This window comes from Paenibacillus taichungensis, from assembly GCF_047302525.1.
Lineage (GTDB): Bacteria > Bacillota > Bacilli > Paenibacillales > Paenibacillaceae > Paenibacillus > Paenibacillus taichungensis_B.
Genome location: NZ_CP168020.1, coordinates 1689329 through 1706085 on the forward strand (window position 1 = coordinate 1689329; position 16757 = coordinate 1706085).

Below are 16757 nucleotides of genomic sequence, written 5' to 3' on the forward strand. Positions count from 1 at the left end.
AGCTGTATCAAGTGTTTTTCTATTTTTCGACATTATCCGACTTTTGCTTCTTCTATACACGTACTGTCGCAAGGATAGAGGCATTATTATGGCTGATGGTAGAAAAGGAATTTGTCCAATACATAACAGGGGGAACAACAATGAAAAAAGTATGGCAGGTGGTCATCGTAGATATCCACCCCACCAGCATGCTGGGAACAAAATTGATTTTGGAAGAACAGCAAGATCTGTTGGTACGGGGGATGACTTCGACCGGGTCCGAAGGTCTTGACCTGGTGAACATTCACCAGCCCGATCTGATTTTAATGGATTATCGGCTTCCTGAGGGTCAGGCGGATCAGTATATATCCCAAATGAAAAATCTGTCGGCTCATAGTCACATCATTATTCTAACGGACGAGGACAATGTAAAATTATTTCGTCATCTGATCAGTCTTGGTGCTAGTGGTATGCTGTCCAAACAGGCTTCCCCTAGCCAGCTGATTCATCTGATTTCCGGCTTGCGTGAGGGATGTGTATCCATCCCATTATCCTGGTTAGCCAGTTCGGAGTGGGCCCAGCCCGTCGAATCACCGGCAGAAGAACTTATTGTTGAATTAACAGAAACCGAAACTTTTATCATGGAAAGAATTGTTCAGGGCGTAACCTATGATAAAATAGCCAGTGAGATTAACGTTAGCAGACGTTCGATTGATAATTACCTGCGTAAAATATACGTCAAGCTGGATGTAAGCAGCAGGGCACAGGCGATTGAACGTTACGCTTTATACGCGAGGCAGACCAAAACCGTATCCTGACGAGCATGGCTCCATGAATCCCTATGTACGATGGCTCGTCAAGTGTCCGGTCTGGTCATATTCAGTGTCCAACAGGAATAGGTTGTAGGGGCTACGGACTGCGAGCACAGTTCGGATTAGGGATGAAAGGGGAACGGACCGATGAAATATTTCTTCGCCTCCCGTACAAACAGGCTTTTGACATCACCGCTGAGGGACATACGTGAGATGTCTGGTCGGGATTATTTCATTTCTCTGGCAGAAGAACTGCCTGCGGAGGAGCTGTTTCCATTCAAATTGCTGGAAGAAGCAGCGGTGTCTGTATTTAGTTCTGGACCCTCCGCATTGCAGTATGGTGAACCGGCAGGGTATAGACCGTTGAGAGAATGGCTGGACAACGATTGGAATGCTCGCAAGGGCATACGGACAGTCCCAGAGCAGATTCTATTGACCACAGGGACCCAGCAGGCCATCGATCTTGTGATGCGTTTGCTGCTTGAGCCTGGAGATTCCGTACTGGTCGAGCATCCTACCTCTCCAGGCTGTCTCGAGGTTCTGGAGATGCAAGGTGCCAAAATCGTGCCCGTCACAGGCGATGGAGATGGCATTTTGCCTGACCTTTTGGAGCACCACATGCAGCAGGTGAGACCGAAGCTGCTTTTTGCTGCACCCAGTTTTTCCAATCCAACCGGCGTGCTGTGGAGTATGGAACGGCGTGAGGCTGTGCTTGATCTGTGTTCACGTTATGGAGTGCTACTCGTGGAAGATGATTCCTATGGTGAACTTCATTTCGATGGATTGGAGCCGGGAGACTTCTACCGGAAGTATCCTTCCCTCTTTGCGCTGGATACAGCGGATCAGGGTGGACATGTTCTCTACATTGGTTCGTTTAGCAAAACCGTAGCACCTGCCCTGCGTACAGGTTGGGCTGCCGGACATCCGGCCTTGATCCAGGCTATGGCCTCCGTGAAACGGATAGCAGACGGACAGTCCAGTCCCATGAATCAGCGGTTGCTGTATCAACTGCTCGCCCATTCTCCTTTTAAGTGGAGCGATCATCTCTCCATGCTGAACCGGGAGTATAAGACCAGACTCAAGCTTATGCTCGAATTATTGAAGCGTCCGGGTTGGAAAGGGAGCCAGTACAGCATTCCTGAAGGAGGGATGTATCTGTGGGTACAGTTGCCGGATGGATTGGACAGCGGAGCTCTGCTCAAAGCAGCGCTGTTAAAAGGAGTATCCTTTCTTCCAGGTTCACTCTGCTCCACGGGTGAACAGGATCATCGGTACATCCGGTTGAACTTCAGCCATCCCGGCCGGGATGAGTTGCTCCTTGGCATGAATCTGATCAGTGAATCCATAACAGAGTTTACAGCCCGGAGCTAAACCAGATATAGAAAAGAAAGAATGTATGGTCAAATTCATGCCTGGAACCTGGGACAACAGAAGTTCCAGGCATTGGATTTGGAAGCAAATATGTTACCCCCAAAGTAATTACGTTATTGCATCCACTAACATTTTTATATATAATATGTATTAATGAGTTGTTGTTTTCTTTATATAAGCTGCATTCATTGCAAGTTCAGGAGAAGCACTCATATATTTTAACTAACGGGGGAACGAACATGTCTAACATTTTATTTGTCAAAGCAAACGACCGTCCTGCAGATCAAGCAGTCAGCGTACAATTGTACGATGCATTTTTGAGCGCATACAAAGAATCCCACCCAGGTGACACAGTTACCGAACTGGATCTCTACAATACAGATATTCCTTACTACGGCAACACTGTAATTACAGGTGGATACAAAGCCGCTAATGGTATCGAAGCAACTGCAGAAGAGCAAAAAGCAGCAGCACTTGCGGCACAATTGCAAGATCAATTCTTGGCAGCAGACAAAGTAGTATTTGCATTCCCACTGTGGAACTTCACTGTTCCAGCACCACTGGTGAACTACATTTCCTACCTGAGCCAAGCTGGAAAAATGTTCAAATACACTGCTGAAGGCCCTGTGGGTCTGGTTGGCGACAAAAAAGTGGCATTGTTGAACGCACGTGGCGGAGTTTACTCCGTAGAGCCTATGGCCTCCGCTGAAATGTCCGTGAAATATGTAACAAATGTACTGAACTTCTGGGGTATCCAAAACCCTGAACTGGTTATCGTTGAAGGCCACAATGCTTCACCTGACCGTTCCCAAGAGATCGTAGCAGCAGGTCTGAAATTGGCTTCCGAAGTAGCAGCAAGCTTCTAATAGCCTATATATAGAAACACGAAAAAGCCCATCATCTCCATTGGAGATGATGGGCTTTTCTACATGTGCATCTGCATTTTGCATAAAGCTACGCTGCCTGTTGCCTCAGTCATCCCTTCCATGGATCAGGTAGGGCTCCGCTACTTCCGCAATAAGCTCTAGCTCACTGTCGTCATGTTGATTCGAGGAAAAATCCATTTCTAGTTCATTTATACTCCGTTCAATCATATCATTATCCTCAAGCATGTGAGCATGCTCGGTCAGTGCCTGCACACCCTTAACCGTCAGCACATATCGTCCACGGGATAGCCGCTCGAACCAGCCATAATAGTTTTTTTGCAAAATGGCCGCAGCGGAACCCACACTTGTCTGTTTACTGATTGAGGCGGGGGAGGCTTCTCCCTGAGCGCGAAGGGCGGAAGCCACACGTAATGCCTTTTCTCTGTAAGCGGTGACCAGCTGCCTGCGTGTGCTTCCTCCGGTGTTGTAGTCACCACTGCGCTCGTCGAATTCCTTCAGCAGTCGTTGCCGCCGGATACCGCCTTTACGGACACTGGTGCTGCCGCTACCAGACATAGGAGCTTGGGCAGCAGGTTCGCACAGCACATCAATCAGAGGTGATTTGGTTTTGTAGAACGTAACGGTGATAAGCCCTAGCCCAAGTTGTCTGCACAGTGCGGTCAGTTCGCCCCAGCGCTGGTTCACGGCACCACGCTTGCTACGGTTCCGCTCAACAGCCAGATACACGAAGGGGCTGAGCTTCAGGCGCTGCATTCCCTGTAACAGCAGAGACAGATTAAATGTTTTTTTCATCTCCACAATGAGTGGTTCATTCTGATCCGATTTGACCCCAACCAGGTCACAATGTTTGACTTCAGCCTTCACGTCGTAGCCGCGTCGTTCGAAAAAAGCCTTTACAGGCGAATATAACTCGGTTTCGTACTTTACTGCCATCGTTTTGCTCCTTCCCTGAAGTGGCTCGTCTCTGGCCATCTATTGTCCCGTTTTCTGAATTTAGAACCTTCATTATATCATATCCGTTCTTTTTTTTCTGAGCGCACAAGATGTCTGATAGAACAGGGAAAGCCTCAAATTAAGACCCGCAGATTGAAAAAAAGAGGTCAACTTATCCGATTTGCCGCATAGGTATGTAATACACTTTTCACAACAATACATGATGTTTGGACAGAGGGTGGCGGGACTAATCCGGACCGCAAGATTGGTATTCAAGCACAAGCCGTAATTCTATTGATTTCTTCATACCATTCGGAATGGTTGACAATCACACTAAAGGAGCCATGGGAGGTACCAAGCATGAATATTTTTGAACGCGTTGCGGAACATCGGGCAGAGAGTGACCGTTTATCATGGAACGGGACATTTGAAGATTATATTGCACTGCTGAGAGAGGACCCGACTCCGGCAATGACGGCTCACGCACGAGTGTACCAGATGATTGAATCATTTGGCGTGGAAGAAGTTGGGGGGCACAAACGGTACAAGTTTTTTGAACAGGAGATTTTTGGGCTGGATCGTTCCATTGAAAAGCTGGTGGAAGAATATTTCCACTCGGCAGCACGCCGCCTGGATGTTCGCAAACGGATTCTGCTGCTTATGGGTCCGGTCAGCGGAGGTAAGTCAACACTGGTAACGCTGCTGAAACGTGGCCTTGAACAATTCTCCCGCACAGAGAAGGGTGCTATATACGCCATTGACGGATGCCCAATGCATGAGGAGCCCTTGCATCTGATTCCGCTGGAGCTTCGTCCCGAAGTGGAAAAGGAGATCGGTGTCCGCATTGAGGGCAATCTCTGCCCATCCTGCCAGATGCGTCTTCGGACCGAATATGGCGGTGATATCAGCAAGGTGCGAGTGGAACGGGTCACCATTTCGGAGGATAACCGGGTGGGAATCGGAACATTCAGTCCATCCGATCCCAAATCCCAGGATATTGCCGATCTGACGGGAAGTATCGACTTCTCAACCATTACCGAATTCGGCTCCGAGTCCGATCCACGCGCCTATCGTTTTGACGGTGAATTGAACAAGGCCAACCGTGGATTGATGGAATTTCAGGAAATGCTGAAATGTGATGAGAAGTTTCTGTGGAACCTGTTATCGCTGACGCAGGAAGGAAATTTTAAAGCAGGCCGATTTGCCTTGATCAGTGCGGATGAGATGATTGTGGCGCATACGAATGAATCCGAGTACAAATCATTTATTTCCAACAAAAAGAATGAAGCCTTGCAATCCCGGATGATCGTCATGCCAATTCCCTATAACCTGAAGGTCTCCGAGGAAGAGAAGATTTATGGCAAGCTCATTCAGCAAAGTGATATGAAGCATGTCCATATTGCACCGCATGCCCTGCGGACTGCAGCCATTTTCTCCATACTTACCCGCTTGAAAGAAACGAAGAAACAAGGCATGGATCTGGTCAAAAAAATGCGGATGTATGACGGTGAAGAAGTCGAAGGGTACAAAGAAGCCGATCTGCGTGAGATGCAAAATGAATATTTGGATGAAGGTATGTCCGGCATTGATCCACGTTATGTCATCAACCGGATATCCAGTGCTTTGATTAAGCAAAATCTTCAGTGCATTAACGCGCTGGATATCCTACGGGCGATCAAAGATGGTCTGGATCAGCATGCTTCGATTACCAAAGATGAACGAGAACGTTATCTGAACTTTATTGCACTCGCACGTAAAGAATATGATGAATTGGCGAAGAAGGAAGTGCAGAAAGCATTTGTCTACTCGTTCGAAGAGTCGGCTAGAACGCTGTTCGAAAATTACCTCGATAATATCGAGGCATTCTGCAACTGGTCCAAAATTCGTGATCCACTGACAGATGAGGAGATGGACCCGGATGAGCGCTTGATGCGTTCGATTGAGGAGCAGATCGGTATTTCCGAAAATGCCAAAAAGGCTTTCAGGGAAGAGATATTGATCCGCATCTCGGCTTATTCCCGCAAGGAACGGAAATTCGAATACAGCAGTCATGACCGCTTGCGTGAAGCGATTGAGAAAAAGCTGTTCACTGACTTGAAGGACATTGTCAAAATTACAACTTCAACGAAGACGCCAGATGCGACACAGCTGAAACGCATGAATGAAGTCATTAAGCGATTGATTGAAGAACATGGATATACCGCAGCCAGCGCGAATGAACTGCTCCGTTATGTGGGCAGTCTGTTGAATCGCTGATCTGCAACGAACCATTCCGGATCAGGCTCCTGACGCCTGCTGTGAGGCTCCTTCACAGCAGGGTCAGGGGTCTTTTTATATGGGTAGATGTACAATTAAGACTAATAAACTGACAAAGAAGGTCAATTCCATGACAAATTAGTTCTTATGGTATATGTTAAATTAGGTCATTTAGTCTATAATCGATACAGATATTTACAATTTAATATTTTTTGTGGTTATTAAGGAGCTGACAGAACTAGTTATGAGTATTGCTATAGCAAGACAACAACAACTTGATTATATTGGATTGACCGCCGGAGATCTGCAATTGCTTGCTGATCATCGACCTGCTTTTGAGAAAGTCGTTGACGAAGTGGTGGACCACTTCTACAACCATGTGGGAAATTATCCGAATTTAGTCGATCTAATTGCCCGCTTCTCTTCCATTGACCGTTTGAAGGAAACTCAAAAGCTATACTGGTTATCCATGACCGATGGTGTAGTTGATGATGCATACATTGAACAGCGCATTGCAATCGGACTGGTCCATTCCCGCATTGGTTTGTCCGAAGATTATTATCTGGGCACGTATATGGTTTACCTCGATATTGCAACAAGCATATTCCAGCAAGTCATCCCTGAACGCTGGCATCTGGTCATCCAGGCCCTTAGTAAAATGTTCAACCTCGATTCACAGCTTGTATTGGAGGCCTACGAGAAGAAGGAAAAGGAAAAATTAAATCAACTCGCTGAAGATCAGCAGCATACTTTGCTGGCGATCACACAGATTACCCAGCAGTTGACGGGCATGATTAGTGAATTGAATGAAAATGCTCAGGCGATCTCTGATGTGGCCAGGGAAACGGCAGCCTCTCAGGATCAGGCAAATGGACTATTGGAAGAGTTGACCAAGGAGATTCATCAGATTGGCAAAATGGGTGAGATCATTCGTGAAATCTCGGATCAGAGTCATCTAGTGGGCTTGAATGCCGCCATTGAAGCTGCACATGCAGGAGAATTTGGCCGGGGATTCGAGGTGGTTGCCAGTGAGGTTCGCAAGCTTGCGGCTAGTTCCCGTGAGGCTCAAGGGAAAATCCAGTCGAACCTGGCACAGATCATGAAGAAGCTGGGCAGTGTTCAACAGGAGTCAGAGCACACTGCTTCGGGAGCAAGGCGTCAGGCATCCCGTTCAGAAGAGCTTGCGGTTTTTGCTACCACTATGGAGAAACTGGCACTTGATCTCAGGAAATTGGATCATCAGGAATAGGCGGTAATACTGGCTGGAAGCTGTGATACCGTTTCTGGCTGTTTTAAGCTATAATGGGTAGACAAACCTGCCGATGTTATAGTGAATGCAGCCGGAGACAGGGGATTTGAAAGAGGTTGAGGTGATCAGGTGGCTTCTATCCATGATGTGGCCAAAGAGGCGGGCGTATCTGTTGCAACCGTTTCCAAAGTGCTGAACGATTATCCCGATGTAAGTGACAAAACTCGCAAAAAAGTCAATATAGCCATCGAACTATTGAAATATCAACCGAATGTGGTTGCACGTGGACTTGTAAAACGCCGTTCTTGGACGGTAGGTGTATTGTTGACGGTTCCTTTTACCAATCCGTTTGTATCGGAGTTGCTTGAAGGAATCAAAACAGCGCTGGAAAACAGCGGATACGATCTTGTTCGCTTATCTACACGTTTTGATGATCCTACATACTCGTTTATTAAACATTGCCGCAGCCGTAATGTGGATGGCGTTGTTGTATTCGGGGAAGGAAGAGACAACAAGAGTATTCAGGAATTGGTTACTGCGGAGATTCCGACGATGTTCGTTGATACCGACTTGTTTGGCAAGCGGGCAGGATACATAACGACGGATAATGCAAATGCCATTGCCATGAGTGTGAAGCATTTGCATGAACTGGGTCACCAGAAAATTGCTTATATTTCAGGTACACTTGGGCCTGCCGTAGCGAATCTTCGACTGGATGGATATCGGGAAGGCTTGCGTGTCTGCGGCATTCCATATTCAACGGTGTATCTGGAGGTCTGTGACTATTCTTTCGATGGTGGTAGTAAGGCAGCTCGCCGATTGCTTGCATTGAAGGACCAGCCTACGGGGATTGTCTGTGCTTCAGATATGTCTGCTTTCGGTGCGATCCACGAAATTGAGAAGCATGGTTTACGGGTGCCGGAGGATGTATCTGTTGTCGGATTTGATAACACATATTATGCGGAAGTGTTCAAACCGGGGTTGACCACGATTAATCAAAACATTCATTCCATTGGAATCAAATCCATCGAATATCTGATCGCCATGATTGAGAATCCTGCATATACTCCTCCAGTCGTTACGGAGCCATCCAATCTGGTGATTCGTCAAACGACTGCACCTGTGCAAGCGTAAAGGTCTTCAAACCAGCACAGCCTACGGGCTGTGCTTTTTTGGTATGTCATTTCAGTTTAAGAAATAACGGGGATCAGAAGTTGCTGAGCAAAGATGGCAGGAAAAGCTGTTGACTTTTTGCCACACAGACCTTAACAATAAAAGGCAGAATAATACAAAAAAAATTATGTAACCGCTTACTTTATTTGCTGCTGAATATAGGGGCACTGCAATTGTCATTCAATGGGAAGGGTGATGGTCATGCATCGGGTACTGCTGGTTGATGATGAAGTATACGCACGCAAAGGACTCCGCAAACTGATCCGCTGGGAAGCATGCGGGTTCGAAGTGGCTGGAGAGGCGAATGATGGGGATGAGGCTTGTACCCGGATTGAAGAGCTACAGCCAGACGTTGTCATTACGGACATACGCATGCCGGAGACGGATGGACTGGAATTGATCCGGCGTACGGTTGAGCGTGATGAGCAGGTTCTAACCAAGTGCAAACAGCCCTATTTTATCATCGTGAGCGGATATAATGATTTTGCTTATGCCCAGCAGGCCGTAAGGTACGGGGTACAGGATTATATTTTGAAGCCAATTGATGAAATTGAACTGGAAGGGACTTTACGCAAGCTGGCGGAGGAGTTGAATCGTCACAAACATGCTGAACAAACCAGACGTAAGCAGGAATACGTCAGATTACTTGATCAGTTTATCTATGGCGAATCGGAATCGGGAACGCTTGAACAGTGGACTGAACTGACGGGTACACGTGCTGGCGACCCGCTGGCATATCTGCTGGTTGAGAATAACACGCTACATTTTTGGGTTTCGGATAAAGCTCAAGAAGAGGGGCCGGGAGCCAGGAGCGGAGAGAATTTTGGCCGGATTGTGCAGTCTGTTCTTGGAAAGATGTATGCAAATCGCTCGTATCTTCATGTAAAAGAGCACGGCGAACGTATCGGAGTTCTGTTAACTGCGGAACATCTACGCTCCTATTCAATGAATCTACATGCGGTTGCCGGGCAAATGCAATCCTGCTTCGCCGAAATGGGCCATGACTCTGTAAGCATATATATCGGGAAGGTTTGTTATGAACCTTTACTCATTGGACATGCCTATCAGACCGCACTGAAGGCCATTTCCTATAAATTTATTTCAGAGAAGAGCGGGATCGTCCTGTATGATGACATGCAGCATGAACCTGTACAGTGGGTGCATACCGATCATGAAAAGGAGCAGGAACTCCTGACACTTATGGAGGAACAACGGATTCAGGCGTTGGAGCATGCAGTGGGTGAATGGTTCACCGGTATGAGAACGGCAAATTACGCTCCTGTTGCCGTGACGTCAGCAATTCACCAATTGATCTCAGCGGTACTATCGATTCTGAAATCGGCTGAGGCGAATGTGAAAGAGATACCTTCGTTCAAACCAATTTTGGCATGGCAAGCAGATCGGGGAACGTTGGCTGAAGCCAGACAGTTGTTGACGGTTTTCATGCTGGATTCAGCGCGTAAACTGGCGGAACAGCGTCAGTACAATCACAGGGGAGCTATGACAAAAATCAAACAATATATTGAAGCCAACTACAGCAGCAATATTAGTTTGAGAAGTATTGCCTCCAAATTTTACATGAATCCGGTCTATTTGGGGCAACGTTTCCGCAAGGTGTATGGCGTGTATTTCAACGACTTCCTTCTTCAGCTTCGGATGGAGGAAGCCAAGAAGCTGCTGCGTCAGACGGATATGCGAGTATATGAAATTGCCGAGAGGGTTGGGTTCGGAAGCAGTGATTATTTCGCAACTCAATTTGAGAAAACGGAATCATGCGCTCCTACGGAATATCGAAATCGCATCATGGATGAAGGGTAGGGAGATGAAAGCGTGAAGCTCAACTTTTTTAATAATATCCGCTTACGCGATAAAATGCTGATCTTATATCTCTTTTTTGTACTCGTACCCGTTATCCTGACTAATGTTATTTTCTATCAGGTGACCATAGCGAATGTAAAATCCCAGCGAATGGCCGACCTCTCCAAAGGAATGGAACAGATTCGAAGTCAATTTATGGGGGAAATTCGCAATGCGGCAGATTTCTCCTCAAGCTTTTATACGGACAGCATATTAAATGACATGCTGGATGTGAATTACACAAATCCGGTTCAGTATATCGAAGCCTACGATTCTTATCTTCGCAAAATCCTGAATACCTATTACTCCGGTTACCGCTCCCTCCAAGGCTTGACGATATATGTGGATAACGAAAGTGTACTGCCTTCCGGGGGAGTTGAGTTTCTGACCGAAGAGGTTCGACAGTCCGAGCCATACAGGCTGCTGGCAAACAGTGAACACTCCGCCCCCCTTCTAATGAGATCCGGCCCCGAAGGGAATCGGCAGACGTTCAGCATTTTACGCAAACTGAATTATTATGAAGCTCTGCCCGGATGGAAGGAAAAGTTCGTACGACTGGATCTGAAGCCGTCGACGATTCGCCAGATTTTCACCAATCTTAACGTACAGGGCAATCTCTATCTGGTTAATCCGGCTGGACAAATAGACTACTCGACGGATTCTGGTATTCCATGGACTAGTCAACTCGTAAATTATGGCGATGTCATGGATCAACAAAGTAAGAAAGAGTTCGAAATGGCCTATCCGTTGTCAGGTGAAATGGAGGGATGGAAAATCAATGGGGTGTTCGATGAATCCGAGATTTACAAGGAATTGGGCAAATCCAGTCACCTCGTCGTTGTACTGGCCTGTATCAATCTGATTCTGCCGACTTGGATCATTATCTGGATGACACGTACAATCCACGTGAGGCTGGCACGAATACTGAAACACATGGAAAAAGTGAAGCATCAGCGATTTGAACCGATCAGACAGCCGGAATCGTCGGACGAGATTGGGCAGCTAACAGCCGAATTCAATCGCATGACGATGACGATCCATCGTTTGATTAACGACGTCTACGTGGCAGACATTCAACATAAAAATTTGGAGTTACAGCGGCGGCATGCCCAATTAAATGCATTGCAGAGCCAGATTAATCCACACTTTTTGTTCAACGCGCTGGAGATCATCCGCATGCGCAGCCTCATGAAAGATGAGGATGAGACGGCACGAATTATTTATCATATGGCTAAAATTTTTCGGAATGCCCTAACCTGGAATCGGGATAAAGTCAGCATACAGGAAGAATTGGAATATGTGACCTGTTTTCTTGAAATCCAGAAATATCGTTTCGGTCACAAGCTGAATTATACGATTGTTCTGGACCCAGAGGCTGCGGATTGTTCCATTCCCAAGATGACATTGTTGCCTTTTGTTGAAAATGCCAGCATTCATGGTATCGAACCACTGAAGGAAGGCGGAGAAATTCGGCTTTGTATTCGGCGAACAGGTACAGAACTGATCTGTGTGGTGGAGGATTCCGGGGCAGGTATGACAGAGGACAAAAGAAAGCAGCTACTCTCTTACGTGGAAACGGAAGACTCAATGGGTGATCGCGTAGGTGTACAGAATGTCATCTATCGTCTGAAGCTGATCTACGATAGCCGGTTCCATATTCAGATCGATAGCGCTGCCAGGGCAGGCACACGTGTGGAAATTGGTTTACCCCTTGAAGATTCATCAAATCCGCCAACGCAATGAGAGTGCTTACATAAGTCGAGGGAGAAAGAGGGTGTGTTCATATTGGTCAACCACATGCTGAAGCGCTGGCTGCCGGCAGTATTAGCTTTAACCATGGTGACGGCTTGTTCCTGGGGAAGAAGTGAGATTAAACCGGAAGCCGGAGCAGTAGGAGACGACAAAGTAAGCACAGAGAAAGTTACATTCTCGTATTTTAAAGCGGGTTCCGGCAAGGACATCAATACAAATGAAACCACAATCGGTAAAAAGCTGGAGGAACAAACGGGGGTTAATTTCAAAATTGAATACCTTGTGGGTGATATTAATACCAAAATCGGAACGATGATTGCGAGTAATAAATACCCGGATGTGATGGTGCCGGACGGGGCTATTGACAAAATTGTGGATGCCGGTGCATTTATTCCTCTCAACGATCTGATTGATCAGTATGGCCCAAACATTAAACGGATGTATGATCCGTACTACAATCTGATGAAAGAGGAAGACGGCAACATTTATTTTCTGCCAATGAGCGCAGTGGTTGGAGACTATCTGCCTAATCCGAATGTGGATCAAGGTGCCTTCTGGATACAGCGGCGTGTATTGAAGGAGACTGGATATCCAAAAATCACCACACTGGATGAATACATGGCTCTGATTAAACAATACGCTGACAAACACAAAGATGAAGGATTGACTGGATTCCTGTCATTAACGTATGATGATAAATTTTTTACGATCACTAACCCGGCCATGCATCTTGCAGGTTATCCGAATGATGGAGCCATTATGGTGGATATGCAGACTCAGGAAGCCAGGGACTATGGGCTGACCGAAGAGACCAAACGCTGGATGCAGAAGCTGAATGAAATGAATTCATTGGGACTGTTCGATAAGTCCTCCTTTGTCGACAACTATGACCAGTATCTTGCGAAAGTGACCAATGGAAAAGTGCTTGGATTCTTTGATTATGCCTGGCAGGTAGGGCAGGAAATGAACCATTTGAAGGAAGCTGGCAACGACGATTTGCGTTATATGGCACTGCCTATTGTGTACGATGCAAACAACAAGGATCAGTATACTGATCCTCCGAGCTTTGTTAATAATCGGGGGATTGGCATCACCGTAAGCGCAGAAGATCCAGTCCGTATTATCAAATTTTTCGATAACCTGTTAACGGATGAGAATCAGATTCTGTCCAACTGGGGGATCGAAGGAGAGACCTACGAAGTGGATGACAAGGGGCGATTTACGCGCTCACCAGAAATGATCCAGAAAACGGACTCAGATGAGTTCCGTCAATCGTTCGGATTCAAATACTTTGAGTACAGCTGGCCGCGTTACGGTAATGGATCGACTCTGCCTGACGGTAATTCTGTCGGTGTAGAACGACAACCCGAAGTTGCCCAATTCTCCTATACGGATGGAGATAAGCTCATTCTGAAGAAGTATGGCGTGGAGACATTCTCCCAACTGTTCGCTGCGCCGGATGAACGTCCATGGTACCCGGCTTGGAGCATTGCTTTTGATCAAGGTTCCCCAGCCCATATCTATGGGCAGAAACGTACGGATTTGCAAAAGAAATATGCGCCCAAACTGGTCCTCTCCAGCCCGGATGACTTTAACAAGGTCTGGGATGAATATGTGAAGGAATTCAACAAGCTCGATGTGAAGGGTTATGAGCAGACGATGACCGAAGAAGTTCGCAAGAAGGCGAAACTGGTCCAAGGCGAATAAGGTAAGCGAGGAAAGGATGGCAAGGGGAAAATAAACGCCTCCAAGGCGCATGGTGGATGGGAATTCGGCGATATTAAACATCCGTTTTTTCTGGAAAAAAGTGTTGATTTCCACGTCTGGGACGTTTAGACTATATACATCAATATTAACGGGTTAGAGATGTATGACTTTGGCTTTATAACAAGTCGGTGGTCTCCAGACAAATGATATGGAGGGAGTGCCTGTCATCCAGACAGTGCACTCGCTTCTTTTTTTACATTTTGCATACATACAAGGCATTTCCCGGTTGAAAGGACAAAGTGAGTGGAGCACCTACATGGAACGTACAACTTAGAACTGGTTATTTTATCTTACATTATTGCAGCGTTGGCTTCTTATGCAGCGCTTGACCTTGCGGGACGGGTAAGTCTGGCTAAAGGCATGTCCCGGAATGTCTGGCTCACCTGCGGGGCAGTCTCCATGGGTTTGGGAATCTGGTCCATGCATTTTGTGGGCATGCTGGCTTTTGTTCTTCCCATGCATGTGTCTTATTCCACAGGTGAGGTCTTTCTATCCGTTCTGCTTGCAATCATTGCATCTGGTGTAGCGTTAAATATTGCAGGTCAGCAGTCAGGTAAAATAAGCAAGCTCCTGATATCAGGAGTGCTAATGACCGCAGGTATTAGCAGCATGCATTATATCGGAATGGCTGCCATGTCGGTACCCATAACGTATGAACCAGACAGGGTGGTGTTATCCATCCTGATCGCAGCTTTAGCTTCATTTGCTGCCTTATGGCTCATGTTTTTCTTCCGGCAGCATCAGTCACGTTATACATGGGTGTACAAAATGGGAAGCGGACTTATTATGGGGCTGGGCATCTTGGGAATGCATTATACAGGGATGTCAGCTGCACGATTTCATCATGCACATGACGCAATGGCTGGTTCGAGGATGCAGATTGAACCTTCACTTCTCGCGTATCTGATCGCAGCGGGTACTTTTATTGCATTGGGGTTGACCTTGTTCGGTATCTTTATTAATCAGCGTTTATCTCAGAAAGATCGCCGGATTCACGAAAATGAACAGTGGTATCAGGCCCTGTACGAAAACCATTCAGATGCCATTATTTCGGTGGATAAGCAAGGGGCTATCAAGGGGATTAATGCTGCAGTTACACGTATTACAGGGTACCAAGAAAGAGAGATCATTCATCGTTCTATTGATGAGATTGCACAGCACGTTGATATTCATTGGGCAAGTGAAATGCATCATGTGGTTTGGGATGATGATAGTCGTGAGCAGCAGCATTTTATGGGAAAAATGAAAAACGTTCAGGGAAATATTCTTGATCTAAGTATCGCTGTAGTGCCTGTACTGATTGATGGTAAACATCAGGGAAGCCACATTCTGATCAAAGATATCACCGAGGAGAAACAGGCTCAGGAAAGCATCCGCCATCAGGCTCTGCACGATCCGCTGACCGGGCTCCCCAATCGTCGCAAGCTGGATGATGTGCTGGAGAGCACGATCGCGACTTCTGGGGCAGCAGGAAGTTCATTTGCGGTTATGGTGATGGATATTGACCGTTTCAAAATGATTAATGACTCCCTGGGACATTCCATTGGAGATGTGTTTCTTCGAGAAGTGAGCAGCAGAATTATGAGTGCAATCCAGGATTCAGACCCGAACGCGACGGATAATGTCATGCTTGCTCGTATGGGAGGCGATGAATTCACACTGGTTGTTACGAATGAGCAGGGGAATGAGGATCGGGTAGCCGAACTGGCAGAACGGATTGTTCGAGCGATTCAGCTACCTTATCGATTAAAGGAAAATGACTTTTACGTTACGGCCAGCATCGGGATCGCAATGTATCCGTATCATGGAACAGGAGCGGATGCGTTGTTGAAGCATGCAGACTCTGCCATGTATGAAGTTAAGAAAAACGGCAAGAACGGTTTTCAGTTTTACACGGCCCAACTGGATTCGGAGCTGTATGAACGAATTGAACTAGAAGGGTATTTGCGCAAAGCACTGGAACGGGATGAGCTGGTCTTGTATTATCAACCCCAGATACGTACAGAAGACAGCCGTATGATCGGCGTGGAGGCTTTGATTCGCTGGAATCATCCAGACAAGGGCGTTCTGTCTCCGAATGTGTTCATTCCTTTGGCAGAAGAGACAGGCTTGATCTATGAGATTGGGAACTGGACACTGCGCGAAGCGTGCAGACAGATGAAACTTTGGCATGCCAGTGGCGGACCACTCATTCCGGTATCCGTTAACTTGTCTAGTCAGCAGTTTCATCAATCCAATCTGGTGGAGCAGGTCAAAAATGCACTCACTGAGACGGGCCTCGATGCCCGCTATCTTGAATTGGAGATTACAGAGAGCATGATGATGGATGCATCCGTATCCACAGGTATTCTCAATGAACTTACAGCGCTTGGAGTCAAAATCAGCCTGGATGATTTCGGGACAGGATATAGCTCGCTGAGTTATTTGAAGCATTTTCCAATTCATAAGTTAAAGATTGACCGTTCGTTCGTGACGGATATTACGGAGAGCCGGAGTGACCAGGCGATTGTGGCCACGATCATATCGATGGCTCAAAATCTGAAGATGGAAGTGATCGCGGAAGGGATCGAGACGAAAGGACAGCTGGATATTCTGATGCAAAATGATTGCCGCGAAATTCAGGGATATTATTTTAGTCGTCCATTGCCGGCAAGCGAAGTGGAGCATGACTTTTTTGTGCCACTGCGGCTGCATGGAGCTCCATCGATTCTCTAAGTTCAC

General features: G+C 46.7%; 11 protein-coding genes. 10 read left to right on the forward strand and 1 reads right to left on the reverse strand.

Features of this window, described 5'->3' with window-relative positions; genetic code table 11:
* Nucleotides 1–140 precede the first annotated feature (140 nt).
* The 3 genes from ACDJ58_RS07885 (at nucleotide 141) to ACDJ58_RS07895 (ending at nucleotide 3028) form a co-directional block, all read left to right on the forward strand.
* Entirely contained in the window at nucleotides 141–797 is a 657-nt protein-coding gene (locus tag ACDJ58_RS07885; protein WP_063564257.1) for a response regulator transcription factor, read from the forward strand.
* A gap of 141 nt (nucleotides 798–938) precedes the next feature.
* Complete coding sequence (locus tag ACDJ58_RS07890; protein WP_113051660.1) at nucleotides 939–2162, forward strand: PLP-dependent aminotransferase family protein; 1224 nt, start codon at nucleotides 939–941, stop codon at nucleotides 2160–2162.
* Between the two features lie 239 nt (nucleotides 2163–2401).
* Nucleotides 2402–3028: an FMN-dependent NADH-azoreductase gene (locus ACDJ58_RS07895; RefSeq protein ID WP_063564259.1), complete on the forward strand. Its 627-nt coding sequence runs from the start codon at nucleotides 2402–2404 to the stop codon at nucleotides 3026–3028.
* A 105-nt stretch (nucleotides 3029–3133) separates the two neighbouring features.
* Here the strand turns inward: ACDJ58_RS07895 and ACDJ58_RS07900 are convergent, their stop codons facing one another.
* The gene (locus ACDJ58_RS07900; RefSeq protein ID WP_413376918.1) at nucleotides 3134–3982 is read right to left on the reverse strand and encodes a DUF2161 domain-containing phosphodiesterase; all 849 of its coding nucleotides are present in this window, start codon (nucleotides 3980–3982) and stop codon (nucleotides 3134–3136) included.
* 360 nt (nucleotides 3983–4342) lie between these two features.
* Between ACDJ58_RS07900 and ACDJ58_RS07905 the strand changes: the two genes are divergently transcribed.
* From ACDJ58_RS07905 to ACDJ58_RS07935, 7 genes are all read left to right on the forward strand, one after another.
* The gene (locus tag ACDJ58_RS07905; protein ID WP_413376920.1) at nucleotides 4343–6238 is read left to right on the forward strand and encodes a PrkA family serine protein kinase; all 1896 of its coding nucleotides are present in this window, start codon (nucleotides 4343–4345) and stop codon (nucleotides 6236–6238) included.
* A gap of 244 nt (nucleotides 6239–6482) precedes the next feature.
* Nucleotides 6483–7487 carry a protoglobin domain-containing protein gene (locus tag ACDJ58_RS07910; protein ID WP_413376922.1) on the forward strand — a complete coding sequence of 335 codons (1005 nt, stop codon included), beginning with the start codon at nucleotides 6483–6485 and terminating at the stop codon, nucleotides 7485–7487.
* Between the two features lie 129 nt (nucleotides 7488–7616).
* On the forward strand, nucleotides 7617–8621 hold the full coding sequence (locus tag ACDJ58_RS07915) for a LacI family DNA-binding transcriptional regulator (RefSeq protein WP_413376924.1): 1005 nt from the start codon (nucleotides 7617–7619) through the stop codon (nucleotides 8619–8621).
* A 240-nt stretch (nucleotides 8622–8861) separates the two neighbouring features.
* A complete protein-coding gene (locus ACDJ58_RS07920) occupies nucleotides 8862–10478 on the forward strand; it encodes a response regulator transcription factor (RefSeq protein WP_413376926.1) in 1617 nt (538 codons plus the stop codon).
* A gap of 12 nt (nucleotides 10479–10490) precedes the next feature.
* Complete coding sequence (locus ACDJ58_RS07925; protein WP_413376928.1) at nucleotides 10491–12260, forward strand: sensor histidine kinase; 1770 nt, start codon at nucleotides 10491–10493, stop codon at nucleotides 12258–12260.
* A gap of 54 nt (nucleotides 12261–12314) precedes the next feature.
* Entirely contained in the window at nucleotides 12315–13976 is a 1662-nt protein-coding gene (locus ACDJ58_RS07930; protein WP_413379546.1) for an ABC transporter substrate-binding protein, read from the forward strand.
* 303 nt (nucleotides 13977–14279) lie between these two features.
* Nucleotides 14280–16751, forward strand: a complete 2472-nt coding sequence (locus ACDJ58_RS07935) for an EAL domain-containing protein (protein WP_413376929.1) — start codon at nucleotides 14280–14282, stop codon at nucleotides 16749–16751.
* The last annotated feature ends 6 nt before the right edge of the window (nucleotides 16752–16757 follow it).